This window comes from Undibacterium sp. Di26W (assembly GCF_049340265.1).
GTDB lineage: Bacteria > Pseudomonadota > Gammaproteobacteria > Burkholderiales > Burkholderiaceae_D > Undibacterium.
Genome location: NZ_JBMPOR010000002.1, coordinates 205,385 through 224,047 on the forward strand (window position 1 = coordinate 205,385; position 18,663 = coordinate 224,047).

Sequence of the window (18,663 nt, forward strand, 5' to 3'; positions counted from 1 at the left end):
GACTGTAGAATCTGCAGCCCCTTTTTGTTTTTAATAGTGATGTCACCTGACACCCTCTTTCGCTTATTTTTTTCGCTTTATTCTTTAGTCTCATTCTTTAGTTTCATCTTCTGCCAAGCAAACCATGCCGACTATCCATCCATTAAAAAAACTCCTGCATTACGCCAGCGCCTATCGTAGCGATTTCCGGATGGCGACGATTTACTCCATCCTGAATAAATTTTTTGATGTTCTGCCTGAAGTATTAATCGGCGTTGCCGTGGATATTGTCATCAATGGCGACAAGAGTTTTCTGGCGAAACGGGTCCTGGGCGGCTTTGGCATTACCGATACCTGGCACCAACTGATGTTCCTGGGTGTGGTGAATGCACTTATCTGGGGTGGTGAATCCTGGTTTGAATATCTGCTGTCGCTGAAATGGCGCAAGCTTGCCCAGAATCTGCAACATGACTTGCGGCTAGATGCCTATGACCATGTACAAAAACTGGAAATGGCGTATTTCGAAAACCAGCGCACTGGTAATCTGATGTCCATCCTGAATGAAGACATCAACCAGATGGAGCGCTTCCTGAATGGTGGTGCGAATCAGATCATTCAGGTCATCTGTTCATCCATCATGGTCAGCGCCGTATTTTTCGCGCTGCAACCTTCGCTGGCAGTGATCTCCTTGTTGCCGGTACCGGCCATTCTCATTGGTGCCTTCTGGTTTCAAAAACGTCTGGCTCCACGCTATTCAGAAGTACGCGAAGCTGCCGGCGACATCAGTGCCAGGTTGAATAATAATTTGCTGGGTCTGGCCACCATCAAGGCCTTCGCCACCGAGAGTTTTGAAAAAAACCATATCGCCGAAGCCAGTGATGCCTACAGGCAGGCAAATACGCGCGCCATTGCCATCAGTTCGGCAATCACACCCGTCATCCGCATGGCGATCCTGGCTGGCTTCACCGCCACCCTGGTGTACGGTGGCTGGCTGACCTTGCAGGGCGAACTGGCGGTCGGTGCCTATTCTGTACTGGTCTACCTGACCCAGCGCCTGTTGTGGCCAATGACGGGGCTGGCAGAGGTCGCCGACATGTATCAACGCTCGATGTCCGCAATTGACCGGGCCATGGGCCTGCTGGACACCAAAATCAATATCACTTATGAAGGCAAGCATGTAGCGCCAGACCAGGTCAAAGGTGAATTGCGTTTTGACGCAGTTGAATTTGCCTATGGTGAACAAAAAACCCTGCAACAAATCAACCTGCACATCCCTGCCGGTAAAACCATCGCCTTTGTCGGCTCCACCGGTTCAGGCAAATCCACGCTGGTCAAACTGCTGTTGCGCTTTTATTCACCCACATCCGGCCGCATTACCCTGGACGGGAATGAAATCAGCGAATTGAATTTGCAGGATTTACGCCGTGCTATCGGCTATGTGGCCCAAGACAGCTTCCTGACGGATGGCACCATAGCCGACAATATTGCCTATGGCGTGCAAGGTGCCAGCGATGCCGCCATTGCCGAAGCCGCACAAGCCGCCGAAGCCACGGAATTCATTTCCAGACTGCCACTGGGTTTTGCCACCCGCATCGGTGAACGCGGGCAAAAATTATCTGGCGGCCAACGCCAGCGTCTGGCATTGGCCAGAGCGATCCTGAAAAATCCTCCCATCCTGATCCTGGATGAAGCCACCAGTGCCGTCGACAATGAAACCGAAGCCGCTATCCAGCGCAGCCTGGATGTGGTCAGCCGCAACCGCAGCACCATCGTGATTGCCCATCGCCTGTCCACAGTACGCCAGGCCGATTGCATCCATTTGCTGGAAGCAGGCAAAATAGTGGAAAGCGGTACCCATGAAGAATTGTTAAGCCTCGATGGTGGCTATGCTGCCCTGTGGCGTTTGCAAACTGGCGAGAGAAGCCATACCCATACATGATTTGACGATATTTTTCATCCGATGCCGGAAGATAATGTTACTCTCGCGCCAAGGAGTGGATATCGCATGAAGAAATCTCTTACCATAGGTGTGGCGGCAGGTCTGATGACCCTGCTTGGTATTACCTCATACCAGGCGATTGCCTACGTGACCCAGGTCGCGCCTGCCAGCAGCGTGGCCATCAGCATGCCGGTCAAGGCTTTTGAGGTTGATCCGACCTGGATCAAGGAAGGCAATCCCAACTTCAGGGCGACAGAATTTTTCAAGTCGCATGACGGCAAAACCACTTCTGGTATCTTTGAATGCGATGGCCCCTCGACCTTTGAATGGCATTACCAGCTCGATGAAACCATCTATGTCCTCGATGGCGGGGTGGATATTGAGTATCAGGGCAAGCATTTTTCACTCAAGCCCGGTGAAACGGCTTTTTTCCGCGCAGGTACGACAGCACTGTGGCATGTCCCCAAGAACATACGCAAAACCTGGACCCTGCATGATGCCGGCCAGCCAGCCCGTGGGTTAGCCAAATTGCTAGGCTGATCCAAGCAGCAAGCTGAGGCAGGCCGCTCAGCTTGTGCGACCTGCCCCATGCTGAATTTAACTTAAAACCTGTTTACGATCTGTAGCGAGCCAGTGTGCGTGCGTCAGCGGGAGTGAAGAGCAGCGCAAAAAGCGGAATGTACTTAAGTACATGAGCATTTTGAGCAGCGCATGAGCCCCGATCACGCCCGCGCAGTAAGATCGTAAACAGGTTTTTAGCCCTTCCAGGTCACTGCCTTGGCCAGCGCCAGGGCACTCAGGAAAGCATTTTCCACTCTGCCCGCCCCCTCCAGGCCTGCAGCAAACCAGTCACCACAAACGCCCAGGCGTTGCTTGTCATTCCACAGGCAATCCACGGCCAGTGGGCTTTCTGCCTGCGCATAGCGCCAGCGATGGGCCACTGCATGGATAGGCTGTATGCGGGAACCGGTCGCTTCATGAAAAGCCTTGGTCAGTTTTTCCTTGACGCGCTCTGCATCATCTTCCAGATGCTCACGGCTCCAGGCGGGTGTCGCATGGCAAACCCAGCGTTCACCGGCACGATGCAAGGGTTTCGCATCGTCATGAGCAATCCAGCCCAGGCGCGACTGGTTGACCCAGGCACCGTCATATGGCAGATCAAGCGAACTCTGAAAGCCCAGCATCAGGGTCCAGCATGGTGCCAGCCTGGCTTGCCTGGCCTGTTTTGCCATGGCAGGTGCAACCGACAGTAAGACTTCTGCCTGGTCTGCAGGTATGGCCAGGATGACCCCATCGAAAGGGCCAGCCGTAGCAGCGATGGGAACCGTACTGGATTGCACCGACAACAGCCATTGCTTACCCTGGCTTTCCAGTGCAGTGACCTGTTGCTCGGTACGGATATCCAGCCCGTGAGCAAGCTGTTTGCAGAGGGCACTCATGCCCGGCACCGGCACATAACGGGTGCCAGTACGACCAGCCGCCTTGCTGACACCGGCATCGAGCGTCGCCAGCTTGGCGGTCCATGGCACTACCCAGCCAAATTTTTTCCAGTCCTGAATCTCCTTCTTGAAACGGTCCGATGTCGCGGTGAAATATTGCGCGCCATGATCAAAGCCCCCCAGTTCAGTTTGCCTGGTACTCATGCGGCCACTGACACCCATGCTTTTTTCATACACGGTGACATGATGGCCTTGCGATTGCAATTGCCGCGCAACGGTCAAACCTGATAATCCTGCACCAACAACAGCGATATGCATAGTATTTCCCTTAATTTGAGACAATAAAAAACGCCCGCTTAGCGTGCTTGCGGGCGTCCATTTAAATTTGATCAGGCATCCTTGATCACTGCTCGTTTTCTTCAACTGGCCAATCGCGGATATATGCCTTCAGCATCTTGTTTTCGAAGCTTTGCGCTTCCAGCACGGCTCTCGCCACATCGTAGAATGAAATCACCCCGAGCAGGGTTTTCGCATCCATGACAGGCAGGTAACGCGAGTGTTTTTCCAGCATCATGCGACGCACTTCATTGACTTCAGTTTCTGGGGTCACAGTCAGCGGATGGTCATCCATGTATTTGCGCACTGTACCCGCGCCCAGCGAGCCCTGGTTTTTATGAATCGCACGTATCACCTCGCGAAAGGTCAGTATGCCAACCAGATCGCCGTACTCCATCACAACCAGAGAACCAATATCTTTCTCTTCCATGACACTGACCGCTTCGGTAATAGGGATATCAGGCGTGATCGTGAAAAGTATGTTGCCCTTCACTTGAAGTATCTCTGAGACTTTCATGATGCCCCTCTCTTTGTATTTTTGTGGTCGTTATTTGCAATGTATCGCAAGCCTTGCAAAAAATCCAGCACGTAAAATATTTTTCCTGCAGAAACACGCGGATTTTGCAAGCAAGACAGCAGCGATGGTAGCATTGCTGCCTCACTATATGGAGAGTCTCCCCCATGAGCGGACCTAAATACCACGGCTTTGACACCCTATCCCTGCATGCTGGCGCTGCGCCAGACCCGACCACCGGGGCGCGTGCCACACCCATCTATCTTACCTCTTCTTTTGTTTTCAAGGATTCTGATCACGCGGCCTCACTTTTTAATATGGAACGCGCTGGCCACGTGTATTCACGCATATCGAATCCTACCAATGCCGTACTGGAAGAAAGAATTGCTGCACTGGAAGGCGGTGTTGCCGGCATCGCCGTTGCCAGTGGGCAAGCTGCCATGCATCTGGGCCTGTGCACCATTGCCGGTGCCGGTTCCCATGTGGTGGCTTCACGTGCTCTGTATGGCGGCTCGCAAAACCTGCTGGCCTACACCATGAAGCGGTTTGGCATAGAAACCACCTTTGTTGATCCACGCGACCTGGATGCCTGGCGCGCCGCCATACGTCCGAATACCAAGGTATTATTTGCCGAGACCCTGGGCAACCCGGGTCTCGATGTATTGAATATACCTGCCGTAGCAGCCATTGCGCATGAGAATTATCTGCCCTTAATGGTGGATGCCACGTTTACCACCCCGTATTTGCTTAAACCATTTGAGCATGGTGCCGACCTGGTGTTTCATTCTGCCACCAAATTCCTCTGTGGTCATGGCACGGCTATCGGTGGCTTATTGGTGGATGGCGGTACATTTGACTGGCAGGCTGCCTATGAAAAAACGGGGCGCTTTGCCGAACTATGCGAACCCTATGATGGATTTCATGGCATGGTTTTCTCGGAAGAATCTACCGTTGCAGCATTCTCGTTAAGGGCCAGACGCGAAGGCTTGCGTGATTTTGGTGCCTGCATGAGTCCGCACAATGCCTTCAACATCTTGCAAGGCATAGAAACTTTAGGCTTGCGCATGGACAGGCATGTCGCCAATACCCGCAAGATCGTCGACTTCCTGGTGACACATCCGGCGGTGGCTTCAGTCTCTTACCCTGAACTAGCATCTCATCCTGACCATGCACTGGCAAAAACCCTGCTACCCAAAGGTTGCGGTGCCGTATTTTCATTCAACCTGAAAGCTGATCGCGCTGCGGGCCAGCGTTTTGTCGAAGCACTCAATATCTTTTCCCATCTTGCCAATGTAGGCGATGCAAAATCACTTGTCATCCATCCGGCGTCCACCACGCATTTCCGGGTACCGGCAGAACAATTGCTTGCATCCGGAATAAATGAAGGCACCATGCGCCTGTCCATAGGACTGGAAGATGCAGACGACTTGATCGACGACCTGACACGCGGCCTGAAAGCGGCCCAGAAAGGAGCCTGAGATGATTTTCCAGGTAAATGGCCAGGCAGCCTATTGTTATACCGGAGGCAAAAACTTCAATCCGGCACAGGCAACGGTAGTATTCATCCACGGTGCCCAGAATGATCATTCAGTCTGGGGTTTGCAGACGCGCTATCTCGCCCACCACGGTTTTAATGTACTGGCAGTCGACTTGCCCGGCCATGGACGCAGCAAAGGGGCAACACTAAGCAGCGTGGAACAGATGGCCGACTGGCTACTCGCCTTGCTGGATGTGGCAGGCGTAGCGCAAGCGACGCTGGTAGGACACAGCATGGGTTCATTGATCGCCCTGGAGGCTTGCTACAAAGCGCCAGCGCGTGTCAACAAGCTGACCATGGTCGGCACCGCCTACCCCATGCGGGTGTCGGATACGCTGTTGAATGCAGCGCGTGACGAAGAACAAACTGCCATTGATATGGTGAATATCTGGTCACACACGTCGATTGCCCACAAGCCATCCTGTCCGGGCCCGGGGTTTTATGTCATGGGTGTCAGCCAGCGTTTGATGCAGCGTATTTCTGCCATCAATCCGGATAAAGTATTCCATACCGACTTTGCTGCCTGCAACGCCTATACCAATGGTGAAGTGGCAGCGCTGGCGGTGCGTTGCCCCACCCTGTTCATCCTCGGTAAAAAAGACATGATGACACCTGTCAAGGCCAGCCTGCTTCTCAGTAAGGCCATCGCCCACAGCCAGCAAACCATCATAGAAAACTGTGGTCATTCGTTGATGGCCGAGCAAGCCGATCAAGTCTTGACGGCGCTGCTCAACTTTGCCAGGCCATGAGGATGGCACTAAAAAGATGACAATGATGGCGTTGTGCTCAGCGGTAGAAGGATATTCTGCAGCGCCTTGATGCTGATACTGGCAGCCTGCTCCATCATTCCGGAATTTTTCATCCCGCTGGAATATGGCATGCTGGCCAGCAAAGCCAGCCATTGGGCAACACAGGAAAGGTGTGCGGTGATTACAGAAAGAATAGCCGGCACCCTGGTGATAGGGGCCGGCATCATGGCTACATTAGTATAGTTTTAAACCTTCATTGCTATGCATGCATAGGCAGGCGCTGGTTGAGGCCAGCCAGGTAATCCGCCCTGAAACGACGCAGGACATAGTCCTTGTAGTTATCATGCTTCAGGGTATCCCAGGCCACTTCCCTGCCCTTGCTGGATTTTTCCTTGGCAGAGGCCAGGACTTCCTGGCTCAATTCCAGATTGGCATCGGTCATCAACTCATATCCATACAATTGCATGAATTCCTTGGTCAGGCTTTCTATGACTTCGATTTCGCGCATGCTCAACTGTTGCTTGAATTTGTCTTTGTTCGCCATGACCGGCGGGAAACGATTGGTTTCCCACAGGGCTGACATATGGGATATTTGTTGCGCTTCGGCAGAACGGGTGACATCCAGCATTTCCGGTAAAAATGTAATATCGAAAAATTTACAAATCGCCCGCAAGACTGTTTCCTGGTTACTTAAAAAGTCTTCATAACGTATCGTCAATACCTGGTCAGGATGACGTTGTATGATCTCGCGTGACAGTTGATGCGCTTCCAGCCAGGCCATGGCATTCAGGGTGGAATCATAATCATGAATGATGGCCTTGTTCATGGACGCAACCTGGGCCCGGGGGTCCCGCACCACATTCAGGAACAGCATATTCGGGAAAAGTTGCAACAGCTCTTCTGCATAATGCACGCTATCCAGCGATTTATCCATGACGATGCTGGCATGGTGATGCTCACCCGTGCGTAGCAACAGTTCCCACAATATCCTGTGCACGCTACGCTTGTCATCTTTGATCGATTCAAAGACATCCACCGGATCAAACACCATGTCCTTCCACTTCACCATGCTGGCCGCCTGTAAACCAACCACATCGACCACCAGGCGGAAATAGTTTTCGTCATCGTCCAGATTACCGTAGCGTGGTACCAGAGGCATGAAGTCGACAATATGCAGGGGATAAGGCGAATAAAATTCTTCGCTGTTATTCAGCCGCAAACGCAGGGCATGACTGCCACAGCGTCGCAAGGGTATCATCAATACAGGAGTTGGTCGCTTGCTGGCGGTCGCCACTTTTTGTACGCTGGTCACGCTATGTGTTTCTGCCATGATGCTCTCCCCATGCTTAAATATCTGTAAGGTCTGAATCTGGAAGACCGCCTTACCTGCCTGTCAGCCTATGACAAGCTGAGCTGCGGTTTTTCCATCTTCTCAAAATAGCCAATAAAAGTTTGTACAAAACTATCCACTTCTGATGCTGGTAAATGATTGATGCCACCTGCGCCACGTCGCCCGCCACCGCTGGCAAACGCAGAACAGAATTGATTTGCCGGGCAATTGTCTGCGTCACCTGAACGCACACTGACGACATAACTGCCATCCGGCTTTGCAGTCAGCACGGCAAAGGATTTTCCACGCTGCTCTTGCGTTAATTGATTGGCCAAAATGCCTGAAACACGCCTGGCCCAAGCTTGCGTTGGCAAGATATAGATGGCTGACAAGTCGTTTTGCACATAGGCTCTCAAACCCTGCATGGCCGCCATGTCACTGGCATAGGCATTGCGCAGCACAGAAAATGGCAAGGCATTGCTCACAAAATCAAAAGGATCCACATAGCCATGCACGGCCTGATACAAGGCTTCGGGGTGAAAATGCAAATCGTCCACCGATTCACCATAAGCGTTGTAATTGAGCAGTATGCCAAGTTCTTGCAATTGGCCGCGCTGTAACGCATTCAGCCCAGCGTGGCTGGCAATGGCATGGGCCACTTCTGGCAAATTGTCGCCAAAGGCTGCGACTACCGCCCACTTCCCATGTTTGCCGTTCAAATGGCGATTGACCAGTATGCTGCTACAGACATCGGCGGCCATATCGCAATGCAGATGCAAATGTTCATGGGTAAAAGCCTGCGTCGCTGCATGGTGATCAAAATACGTAATATCTGCACCGGCGGCAAGATGCTGGCGCAGTGCCACGATATTGCTGTCCAGAGAGATATCCAGCACGGTCAGCAAATCACCTGGCTTTGCCGCGAAACGACTCAGCAAATCAATGTCCCGCTTGGCACCGGTAATTAACTTTGCCTGACGCGGCTCTGCCAGCCTGAGTTGATGCAAGGCACAAATGCCATCAGCGTCACCATTGAACGCATCATAGGCATGCACTGAATTGTCGGTATCGGCAGACATGGATTTTTCCGCTATTTGCACTATTTGCGCTATTTGATATAGCACAGCCCTATCATGTGTGCGTACAGTTTTTCTGCCGCGTCTTCTATCGTGTGCAACTCAGAATTGAGTTCCAGATCAGGATTCAACGGCGCTTCATAGGGTGCAGAGATGCCGGTAAATTCGGGTATCTCACCCCTGCGCGCTTTTGCATACAGGCCTTTGGGGTCGCGTCTTTCACAGACTATGCCAGGCGTACTGACATGTACTTCAATGAAACGCTCTTCACCGATGATTTCTTTCGCCATGGCCCGGTCAGCCTGGAATGGGGAAATAAAAGCAGTAATGACGATCATGCCCGCTTCATTGAGCAGGTGGGCAACCTCTGCCGCCCTGCGGATATTTTCACGCCTGTCATGTGGTGAAAAACCCAGGTCACTGTTGAGGTGATGCCGCAGGTTATCGCCATCCACCACAAAGCAGCAATGCCCACGTTCCAGCAAGAGTTTTTCCAGTGCGTATGCCAGCGTTGATTTGCCTGCACCACTCAAGCCGGTCAGCCATAAGGTGGCTGGACTCTGGTGCAGCAACCTCTCACGTGCTATCGACGTGACGGTGCCATAATGCCAGTTGATGTCCCCTCCACGCGACTGAGGATTGTGCACAAAGCGACCAAATTTGCTTCTGCGCTCAACCGGCACATTGTCTGCCGGTGCTTCTTCCAGTGCTGTTGTGCTTGCTTGCATTTTTCCGACTCCCGATTCAACAAAGACCTTGTTTACTTTCAGAATTCTTCCCAGTCCTGCGTGTCAGTTTTACGCGCTGCGCTAGTGCTACCAGCAGTAACCCGCTTGATCTGTTTGACAGGCGTTTTATTTTTTTCCAGTGTCGCTTTTTTGATCAGTGGTATGACTTTCTTGTCGTCGGCCACAGGTTCACGCCAGCCAGGTTCTGTAAATTTTCCGGAAGCGAGCTGGAACGTGCTAACCAGTTCTGACAAATCATCTGCCTGATTTTGCAAGGCACTGGCGGCCGCCGCAGCTTCTTCCACCAGGGCAGCATTTTGCTGGGTCACATCATCCATCTGTACGATGGCTTCATTAATCTGTTCTATCCCTGCGGTCTGCTCCTGGCTGGCCATCATGATTTCAGTCATGATGCTGGTCACGCGTTTGATACTGACCACAATTTCTTCCATCGTGACGCCAGCCTGATCAACCAGTTTTGCCCCGATACCCACTTTGGTGACCGAATCATCGATCAGCAACTTGATTTCCCGTGCTGCCTCGGCCGAGCGCTGCGCCAGGTTACGGACTTCGGTTGCCACCACCGCAAAACCGCGTCCCTGCTCACCGGCACGTGCAGCTTCCACTGCAGCATTCAGCGCCAGGATATTGGTTTGAAACGCAATGCTGTCAATGACACCGATAATATCGACAATCTTGCGCGAAGATGTATTGATGGAACCCATGGTTTGCACCACCTCGGACACCACGGTACCGCCCTTGACGGCCACATCCGACGCTGATTGCGCCAGCAAATTGGCCTGCCTGGCACTGTCCGCATTTTGTTTGACGGTCGAAGTCAGTTCTTCCATCGAAGAAGCCGTCTCTTCCAGTGAGCCAGCCTGTTGCTCAGTGCGTGAAGACAGATCCATATTGCCGGATGCAATCTGTCTGGATGCCGTTGCTATCGTATCGGTACCAGAACGCACCTGTCCGACAATACCGGCCAGACCACCTTGCATTTCCTGCATGGCATACATGAGGCTCTGCGTGTCTTTTTCGGCCAAGCGTATCGGCACAGACAAATCACCCGCTGCGATTCTCTGGGCAATCGTGACAGCATAGTGAGGTTCGCCACCCAGTTGCTTCAACAGGCTCCTGACGATGAGCCAGGATGCCAACATGCCGACTAACAACGCAACGGCACCAAATATATACATGAGTTTTTTTGCACTAGCATAGTCAAGCTCTGCCTGTGTAATCGCTTCTGCATTCTGCTTTTCTTCATCAGAGATAAAGTCATTCAGCAAGTCCCACCATTTTCTTTGTATCGGACGGAACTCGAAGCGTAGCATCTTGTATGCTTCTTCAGCTTGCTTGTTGACACCTAATTCAGCTACTTTGGTGACGAAAGGTTCAGACAGTTTGGCTTGATCCCGGATGCTTCCCAGCAAAGCGATCTGCGCTGAAGAAGCATTGGGATCTTCATTGATCATCTTGGTCAATTTTTCTTCCGCATCAGCATATTTCTTTGTCTGTGCCTTGATGCGATTGACCTCTATTTGAATTTCGGCAGCGTCGGACAGGAGAATCAGATTGCGCAATGCCAGGGCGCGCTCGGTCACCGTCAGGTACATCGTCGATGCCAGCTTGGATTGCACATTATTGACGTTGGCAATCTCTTCCAGACGCTGATGCATCTTTGCCATATAGGTAGTTCCCAACAACAAAACCACCAGCAACAAGCCCAATACCAGTCCAAAACCAGTAATGAGTCGGGTCGAGACCTTCGAGTTTTCAATAGTCATGATTTCTCCCAAAAACGTGAGTCAGCTAAAAGTGTGACTGAATCCGGGCAACTGCAAATTAATGCATAAGCTTATATTGCCACATAGATTTTGATGCTACAAGGAAATTATTAAATATTGTGAATTTTTTTATTTCCGTTTAATATCAATTACTTAAATGGATTAACTCTAACTATCATCATCAAATCCTTAGTAGCAAAAATCAAATAACCATATTTGTTTAATATATATCAGCTTGTATTGTAGTGTATGTTTTTATAATGTCAATATTGCAATTTATGATTTTTGTTAATTAAATCCCTATTATTTACGTAAGTACGTGTTGCAAATTACATACGGAATTTCATACCGACTTTCATACATATATAAGACCAGTTTAAAAATGGCGCGATTGCTCCACAATGAAAACCTGGGCATTCAGCAATAAATGCAAGGCCGGAAGCAGCTAGATCTAGATGAAAAAATAAGAAATGAAGGGAGAGGAGATACCGCAGGGGCAGAAAAATAATCAGTGGGAAAATCCGTTTTGCTCAGTCAGAAGAAGTGACAAGACTTGAAATGACAATGCCACCCTGCCGTTTTGGCCAAGGCGGCATTGCATCAATACAGAAAGCAATCAGGCAAACAGATAGACCATGCTGACATGGGGAATGCCAGCTTCTTCAAACAGCTCACCATCCCGTACATAGCCTTCCTTGAGATAAAAATTCTCTGCTGACTGTTGTGCATTCAGGCGCACAGATGGCTCGCCCCTGGCTTTTGCCTGTTCCATCAGGGCACGTAAAATCTGCGCGCCTATGCCCAGGCCCCTGGCCTCTGCCAGCACTGCCATGCGACCGATATGGGCATCGGGTAAAAGACGGCCAGTTCCCACTGGCTTGCCACTGCCATCATAGGCCACCGCATGCACGCATTGTGCGTCAGCGGCATCCCATTCCAGTTCAGCGGGAATTTTTTGCTCGATGACAAAGACCGCGTAGCGTATGGCCTGGGCATCTTTTTGCAAGCTAGCCCAGTCGGCAATGACCAGGCGCAGGTTTTCAGTATTCATGTTCGGGTATCGGCAGGCTTGTGCGTTTCAAAGGATGAAATTATCGCACGCCATGTATCAGTGACGGCAACTGCCTTGCGTTTTTCGGTATCAGCATACACATACACCAGCTCACCAGATATCAAATGATGTTCACCAAGATAAATTTCGAGGATGAATTGCATGGAAGAACGACCAATACTGGCACAACGCACACCGATATCCAGTTCATCATCAAACCTGGCCGGTGCCATGTATTCAATAGTGGATTTACGGGCAAACAACTCTTTGCCTTCGGCTGCCTGTGCGATCACATTCGGCAAGCCGATGGCGCGCCAGTATTCAGTAAAAGCCACATCAAAATAATTGAGATAATTGCCATTGAAGACGATGGCTTGCATATCGACTTCTGACCAGCGCACCCGCAAGCGATGAAAGAAAGCAAAATCTGCTTTGGCCATAGTCCTTAACTCTGCAAAAATTGACGGATGAGACGGTTGATGCGTTCTGGTTGCTCATGGATGACCCAGTGTGAACCTTCAGCAATACGCTGTATCTGGATGTCATCGACAAAATTCTCCAGGCCATCCAGTAAAGTCTTGGGCAGTGCCTTGTCGTTTTCACCCCAGATGACACGGGTGGGCACCTTCACCTGGAAATCAGCCGGGTTCAGATTCAATTGCAGCGGCCCCGGATTTTTGTCCGTCGGCGGATGTAATGGTGAAGCGCGGTAATAATTGACGCCACCAGTCAAACCACGCGCCCAGCAAGCATGATACGCAGCCTTGGTATCGGCATCAAACCAGTTTGCCTCGCCCTGCCCCATGCCATTGAAGAAACCATCCATGAGCGCAAAATCATCTTTGGCAAGCGCTTCTTCAGAACCAGGGTTGCGCAGCCAGTTCATGTATTCACTCGACGCCTTTTGCGCAGGATCAGTCGCCAGTGCCTGCATGAACAGATACGGATGCGGTGAATTGATGATGATCAGTTTTTCAAACAAGGCAGGCAGGGCAATCGCCATATTCCAGCATACCGCCCCCCCCCAGTCATGCGCGACGACCGTGGCTTGCTGATAACCCAAGTGGGCAATCAGCAAACGCAGGTCATCGACAATATGCCTGGCCTTGTAGGCGGTAACATCAGCAGGCATGTCTGACAAATTAAAACCACGCAAATCCGGTGCCACGGCAAAATGGTCTTGCCCAAATTCGGCTAACTGGGCCGACCATTCGTACCAGAATTCTGGAAAACCATGCACAAACAGGATCAGCGGTCGACCGCGTTCACCAGCACTGGCAAAATGCAGGCGGGTACCATTGTCCAGTGCGGCAAACTGATTGCTTTGAATCTCGGCTGTCATTGATACTTCTCCCTGATGCTTGTAGGTGGATGCGAACTTGCATCTTGCTTATATTTTGCTTATGCCTTGAGCTTGGCCCTGAGCATGTCACGAATATGCGGCGCTGCCTTGTAAGGATCACCCGGGTTACGTTGCAGGACGATGTCTTCCATACGTTCCTGCACATTACCCAGGGCACCTGGATGAGAGAAGATATAGAACTGTTCGTCAGCAATCGCCTTGAAGGTGTTTTCAGCCACTTCTTGCGCCGTCACCTTGCCAGAAGTCACCGCCTTGTCTGACATCGCCTGCGCTGCCCTTTGGCTGGCAGTGGGTGCAGAACATGGCACATCTTCCGGACGGTTTCTATGCGATTGCGAAATGCCGGTAGGCACGAAATACGGGCACAGCACAGAAGCACCTATCGGTGCTTCCACCAGTTTCAAATCCTGGTATAGGGATTCTGACAAAGACACGACCGCATGCTTGGAAACGTTATACACACCCATGGTCGGCGCATTCAACATACCGGCCATCGACGCGGTATTGACGATGTGCCCTTCAAATTGCGGGTCTTTCCTGGCGCATTCCAGCATCAGGTTGGTGAAGATACGCACGCCATGAATGACCCCCCAAAGATTGACACCCAATACCCATTCCCAGTCAGCCTGGGTATTTTCCCACACCAGGCCACCAGAGCCGACACCTGCATTATTGAATACCAGATGCACGGCACCAAATTTTTCCATCGTGGCATCGGCCAATGCCTGCACTTCCTCAGCATGACGTACATCGCAACGCATGGCCAGAACCTGTGCGCCTTGCGCCTCCAGTTCAGCCTTGGTTTTATCCAGGGCATCCTGCTGTACATCAGCCAGCACCAGTTTCATGCCCAGGCGCGCACCGATGATCGCAAATTCCCGGCCAAAACCACTGGCACCACCGGTGATCACAGCTACTCTGTCTTTAAATACTTTCATGTTGTCTCCTGTAATTGGCTTATTTAATTTATTGCGTAGTTTGCCTGAATTTATTTTGCGCGTTTCATCTGGAACCCTACACGTGGAAAATGCACGACCACTGTTCCCGCGCGCGCATCTTGACGACGCACAGCCAATTCGTTTTCACTGGCAATCACCAACTCACCCACGACCGGGTCCAGCGCATAGTCCGTCGGCATAATGGCTACCTGCTCACCCAAAGGTATGCCATGGTTATCAACAAAGTTGCGCCCATCTATATCAAAGCTTTGCGCACTCCTTGCAACGTCCAGTGCGTCTGCGCTACTCAGAACTTCTGACTGGTGGTGTCCAAAAGCGGCAACCAGATCCATCCATTTCAACAGCTTTGGATAAGCATCAAAGATAGTGTTGATTGCTGGTGCAATACGTATCAGCCACAACGCCTGGTAGACAGAGAAATCTGCAATGCTGGCTTGCGCTCCCAATAGAAATGGCGCATCACCACTGAGCATGTTTTCCAGGCGTCTTAAATATTCACTGAGCTGCCCTTTGGCTTCCCCCAAACTGGTACGTGGCATGTTGCCACGCATGGCGGCACGGTCAGCACTGAAGGCCTGCATTTCTTCCGCGCTGATATTGCCGAACAGGGAAGGAATGGCCGCCGGCTGAAATGCGTAAACAATTGCCGTCCAGAACAAGGTACTGTCGGCCCATTGCGCCAGGTTGCGCGCAATGCCGTTGATGGCAGCGGGATACAGCGTAGGTGCCGGTGAGCGTTTCTCCAGCACCTCGGCAATCAGGGATGTGTCGCAATAAATATCAGCACCTATTTGCAGTAGGGGTGTGCGCCGGTAACCACCGGTCAATGCCGTTACATCCGGCTTGGGCATGATGATGGGTACCATGACCGATTTCCAGTTCAATTGTTTAAAGCCGAAAATCAAACGGATTTTTTCTGAAAACGGGGAAATTGCAAAATTGTGAAGGATCATATCGGTCATGAATTCTCTCTGCGCTCGCTAGTAGGTTTACATCAATTACATCAGTTACATCAAATTAATTTCACCAGTTGCTTGCCGAAATTCTTGCCTTTCAACAAACCAATAAATGCCCCCGGCGCAGCGGCAATTCCTTCAGCGACCGATTCACGGAATTTCAATTTACCCGTCGCTACCAGACCACCCAGTTCTTTCAAACCTTGCGGCCACAAATCCATATGCTCGGAAACGATGAAGCCGCGCATGGTCAAACGCATGGTCAGGAATACGCGGGCGTTCTTGATACTCATCTGTTCACCGTTATAACCGGCAATCAAACCGCACAAGGCGATACGACCAAAGGCATTCATGCGCGCCAGGCTGGCATCAAAAATATCGCCGCCGACGTTTTCAAAAACGGCATCAATCCCATCCGGTGTTGCTGCTGCCAGATCGGCTTCCAGATTGCCCGCCTTGTAATCGATACAGGCATCAAAACCCAGTTCATTGACGACATACGCACATTTATCCACGCCACCAGCAATACCCACCACACGACACCCCATCTGTTTGGCCAACTGACCAACCACGCTGCCCACTGCACCACTGGCAGCAGACACCACGATGGTTTCACCGGCTTTGGGTTGCATGATCTGGGTCAGGCCATACCAGGCGGTCAGGCCAGGCATGCCGACTGAGCCCAGGTAGGCAGATAAAGGGATGTGGGTGGTATCGACTTTACGCAGCAGCAAGCCATCAGACACACCCATTTCTGACCAGCCCAGCATGCCTATGACTTTGTCACCCACGTTGAATTTGGCATTCTTGCTGGCGACCACTTCACCGACGGTGCCACCTATCATGGTTTCACCTATGACTTGCGGCGCAGCATAGCTTTTTGCATCTTCCATGCGTCCGCGCATGTAAGGGTCAAGCGACATGAAGTGATTGCGTACCAGTAGCTCACCATCTTTGAGTTCTGGCACTGGCAAGGATTCAAGGCGGAAATTTTCCGGCACAACCTGGCCTTTAGGGCGGGAAGCCAGCACGATACGTTGGTATGCAAGTTGAGAATTAGTCGTCATGGTTTACTCATTTCATCAAGTGATTTGCCAAAGCCTGGAAAGCACGATAAGTGACAGGGTCAGTCGCGCCATTGGCAGCAGTGGGATGGGAAGAAAATTTAACGATGACCATTTCGGCCACCGGGTCGATATAAATACGTTGTCCGTGTATGCCACGGGCTTCAAATGTCTGGTGGCTGTTATGCCCTACCCACCACATATTGCGATACGAATAACCGGGCAAGGTGGCATAGCCTGCCTTGGCAAATTTGGCCGGATCGCCACCCTTGCGTATATCTTCTACTGCCGCTGCCGGAATGATTTGCTGTCCATTGAACTTGCCGTTCAAACGCATCATCTCACCAAAGCGTGCCATGTCGCGCAAGGTCAGGTTCAAGCCACCGCCGCCCTGTTCGGTACCAACACCATCCACCGCAAAATACGCATCATTTTCCGGCCCCAGCTTTTGCCAGATACGTTCAGACAATAAATCAGACAGATTTTGCCCGGTGGCCCGCTTGACTATCCAGGCCAGTACTTCGGCATTCACGGTCTTGTAGGCAAAAGCCTCGTCATGCTTGCCTTCTTTTTTTAATTTCGCCAGGAAATCATAAAAAGTTTTGGGGCCATCATAAGTTGCTGCTGTCGGCAGCAAGCCACCTGCCCTGGCGTAATCCCAGACTTCAGCTTTGGGGTCGGCATAATTTTCAGAATACTGCACGCCTATGGTCATATCCATGACCTGGCGCACCGTCGCATCGCCATATGCAGTCTCTTTGAGTTCGGGGATATATTGTGTGACGGGTGCATTGGGATCAAGCTTGCCCTCTGCAGCCAATGCCGCAGCCATGGTGCCGACAAAGGACTTGGTCACCGACATGGCGATATGCGGCAAGTAAGCTCTGCTGATGCCAAGATAACGCTCGTAGACGATTTTGCCTTTATGCAACACCAAAACACTGTCTGTATAAGTATGTGCCAGCATATACGACCAGCTAACACTGAAACCTTTTTCATCTTGGAATTGTATGGCATCCAGCTCGCGCTCACGCGAAACAAGGGGCAAGACCGAGACTGGGCCCGCCCCATGCCAGACATTGCTGGTTGGCCCCAGTTCACGCCCATGCGAAAACGACCAGCGCATGCGCGGAAACTGATAATTACTGCCATTGGCGAATTTGATAATTTTGTCTGGCGCAGGCGGGAAACCCTGCATCCAGCCCAGTTTCTGCGGATCGCTTGCCTCAGCATCAGGCAAGGCAGTTTGTGCCGAAGATATGCTCATGAATGGTCCGCCGAGTAATGCTATGAAAAGAACTGCAAAGCGAGTCTGCTGCATGTTGATCTCCATATATATTTTTTTTGGACTTGCAGGCACTACTTTTTGGCTTTAATCACTACCGTACAGTTTTTTCATATTCTCGCCAGATTTAAGGCGTCGCAGATACTTGAATGTGCCCATGGCTTTGGCAATCAGCTTATCGCCGTTCCAGACTTCGCCCTCACAAAAGCACATGGTGGTGGATTGATGAAAAGCCTTGCCGCGAGCCTCCATACGGCCACCCGGCACACCGCCGGGCTGCAGGAAGGTGGTCTTCATTTCTACCGTCACCACGCCCTTCAAATCATTGCTGAGGGAACGTCCTGCCATCGCCATGACCACATCCAGCATGGTCATGGTGACGCCGCCGTGAGCGATATGCCAGCTATTCATATGGCGCTCGCTCAAATCCAGCGCCAGTCGTGCATGACCATTTTCCATTTCCAGGAACTCTACACCCAGGTCATGCAAAAACGGATTCAATACCGGCGTTGGTTGTGCAATAGAAAGTGCGGGAAGCGCGGGAATTTCAGGAAGCGACATGTGTGTCTCC

Annotated in this window: 20 protein-coding genes; 6 read left to right on the forward strand and 14 right to left on the reverse strand. The window is 51.4% G+C overall.

All coding sequences use genetic code 11. The features are described from left to right. Positions 1–124 precede the first annotated feature (124 nt). The gene (locus ACO0LM_RS03330; RefSeq protein WP_423034318.1) at positions 125–1,918 is read left to right on the forward strand and encodes an ABC transporter ATP-binding protein; all 1,794 of its coding nucleotides are present in this window, start codon (positions 125–127) and stop codon (positions 1,916–1,918) included. A gap of 66 nt (positions 1,919–1,984) precedes the next feature. Beyond that, positions 1,985–2,458, forward strand: a complete 474-nt coding sequence (locus ACO0LM_RS03335) for a cupin domain-containing protein (RefSeq protein WP_423034320.1) — start codon at positions 1,985–1,987, stop codon at positions 2,456–2,458. Between the two features lie 215 nt (positions 2,459–2,673). Here the strand turns inward: ACO0LM_RS03335 and ACO0LM_RS03340 are convergent, their stop codons facing one another. Together ACO0LM_RS03340 and ACO0LM_RS03345 are read right to left on the reverse strand one after the other, a co-directional pair. After that, positions 2,674–3,675, reverse strand: coding sequence for an NAD(P)/FAD-dependent oxidoreductase (locus tag ACO0LM_RS03340; RefSeq protein WP_423034322.1), 1,002 nt, complete (start codon positions 3,673–3,675; stop codon positions 2,674–2,676). 85 nt (positions 3,676–3,760) lie between these two features. After that, entirely contained in the window at positions 3,761–4,210 is a 450-nt protein-coding gene (locus ACO0LM_RS03345; protein WP_186951531.1) for a CBS domain-containing protein, read from the reverse strand. Here ACO0LM_RS03345 and ACO0LM_RS03350 point away from each other — a divergent pair. From ACO0LM_RS03350 to ACO0LM_RS03365, 4 genes are all read left to right on the forward strand, one after another. Then, positions 4,209–4,388 carry a hypothetical protein gene (locus tag ACO0LM_RS03350; RefSeq protein WP_423034324.1) on the forward strand — a complete coding sequence of 60 codons (180 nt, stop codon included), beginning with the start codon at positions 4,209–4,211 and terminating at the stop codon, positions 4,386–4,388. The genes ACO0LM_RS03345 and ACO0LM_RS03350 overlap by 2 nt on opposite strands. Further along, positions 4,375–5,685 carry an O-acetylhomoserine aminocarboxypropyltransferase gene (locus tag ACO0LM_RS03355; protein WP_423034326.1) on the forward strand — a complete coding sequence of 437 codons (1,311 nt, stop codon included), beginning with the start codon at positions 4,375–4,377 and terminating at the stop codon, positions 5,683–5,685. The genes ACO0LM_RS03350 and ACO0LM_RS03355 overlap by 14 nt, the downstream gene beginning before the upstream one ends. A gap of 1 nt (position 5,686) precedes the next feature. Beyond that, positions 5,687–6,493 carry an alpha/beta fold hydrolase gene (locus ACO0LM_RS03360; protein ID WP_423034328.1) on the forward strand — a complete coding sequence of 269 codons (807 nt, stop codon included), beginning with the start codon at positions 5,687–5,689 and terminating at the stop codon, positions 6,491–6,493. A 69-nt stretch (positions 6,494–6,562) separates the two neighbouring features. Then, positions 6,563–6,736, forward strand: coding sequence for a hypothetical protein (locus ACO0LM_RS03365; protein WP_423034330.1), 174 nt, complete (start codon positions 6,563–6,565; stop codon positions 6,734–6,736). A 16-nt stretch (positions 6,737–6,752) separates the two neighbouring features. Here ACO0LM_RS03365 and ACO0LM_RS03370 read toward each other — a convergent pair whose 3' ends face one another. From ACO0LM_RS03370 to ACO0LM_RS03425, 12 genes are all read right to left on the reverse strand, one after another. Continuing rightward, a complete protein-coding gene (locus ACO0LM_RS03370; protein WP_423034332.1) occupies positions 6,753–7,823 on the reverse strand; it encodes a sulfotransferase family protein in 1,071 nt (356 codons plus the stop codon). 68 nt (positions 7,824–7,891) lie between these two features. Next, positions 7,892–8,902, reverse strand: a complete 1,011-nt coding sequence (locus ACO0LM_RS03375; RefSeq protein WP_423034334.1) for a hypothetical protein — start codon at positions 8,900–8,902, stop codon at positions 7,892–7,894. A gap of 29 nt (positions 8,903–8,931) precedes the next feature. After that, positions 8,932–9,627 carry an adenylyl-sulfate kinase gene (cysC, locus tag ACO0LM_RS03380; protein WP_423034336.1) on the reverse strand — a complete coding sequence of 232 codons (696 nt, stop codon included), beginning with the start codon at positions 9,625–9,627 and terminating at the stop codon, positions 8,932–8,934. 38 nt (positions 9,628–9,665) lie between these two features. Beyond that, the gene (locus tag ACO0LM_RS03385) at positions 9,666–11,414 is read right to left on the reverse strand and encodes a methyl-accepting chemotaxis protein (RefSeq protein ID WP_423034338.1); all 1,749 of its coding nucleotides are present in this window, start codon (positions 11,412–11,414) and stop codon (positions 9,666–9,668) included. Positions 11,415–12,030: 616 nt separating this feature from the next. Beyond that, positions 12,031–12,465 (reverse strand): GNAT family N-acetyltransferase, encoded by a 435-nt coding sequence (locus ACO0LM_RS03390; protein ID WP_423034340.1) that lies wholly within the window; start codon positions 12,463–12,465, stop codon positions 12,031–12,033. Then, positions 12,462–12,905: an acyl-CoA thioesterase gene (locus ACO0LM_RS03395; RefSeq protein ID WP_423034342.1), complete on the reverse strand. Its 444-nt coding sequence runs from the start codon at positions 12,903–12,905 to the stop codon at positions 12,462–12,464. The genes ACO0LM_RS03390 and ACO0LM_RS03395 overlap by 4 nt, the downstream gene beginning before the upstream one ends. Positions 12,906–12,910: 5 nt before the next feature. Then, positions 12,911–13,807 (reverse strand): alpha/beta fold hydrolase, encoded by an 897-nt coding sequence (locus ACO0LM_RS03400; protein ID WP_423034344.1) that lies wholly within the window; start codon positions 13,805–13,807, stop codon positions 12,911–12,913. A gap of 59 nt (positions 13,808–13,866) precedes the next feature. Beyond that, positions 13,867–14,766 (reverse strand): SDR family oxidoreductase, encoded by a 900-nt coding sequence (locus tag ACO0LM_RS03405; RefSeq protein WP_423034346.1) that lies wholly within the window; start codon positions 14,764–14,766, stop codon positions 13,867–13,869. Between the two features lie 50 nt (positions 14,767–14,816). Then, the gene (locus ACO0LM_RS03410) at positions 14,817–15,749 is read right to left on the reverse strand and encodes a glutathione S-transferase family protein (RefSeq protein WP_423034348.1); all 933 of its coding nucleotides are present in this window, start codon (positions 15,747–15,749) and stop codon (positions 14,817–14,819) included. A gap of 50 nt (positions 15,750–15,799) precedes the next feature. Further along, the gene (locus tag ACO0LM_RS03415; protein ID WP_423034350.1) at positions 15,800–16,810 is read right to left on the reverse strand and encodes an NADP-dependent oxidoreductase; all 1,011 of its coding nucleotides are present in this window, start codon (positions 16,808–16,810) and stop codon (positions 15,800–15,802) included. Positions 16,811–16,817: 7 nt separating this feature from the next. Next, complete coding sequence (locus ACO0LM_RS03420; protein ID WP_423034352.1) at positions 16,818–18,074, reverse strand: serine hydrolase domain-containing protein; 1,257 nt, start codon at positions 18,072–18,074, stop codon at positions 16,818–16,820. 105 nt (positions 18,075–18,179) lie between these two features. Beyond that, the gene (locus ACO0LM_RS03425) at positions 18,180–18,653 is read right to left on the reverse strand and encodes a PaaI family thioesterase (protein WP_422986707.1); all 474 of its coding nucleotides are present in this window, start codon (positions 18,651–18,653) and stop codon (positions 18,180–18,182) included. Positions 18,654–18,663: the final 10 nt, after the last annotated feature.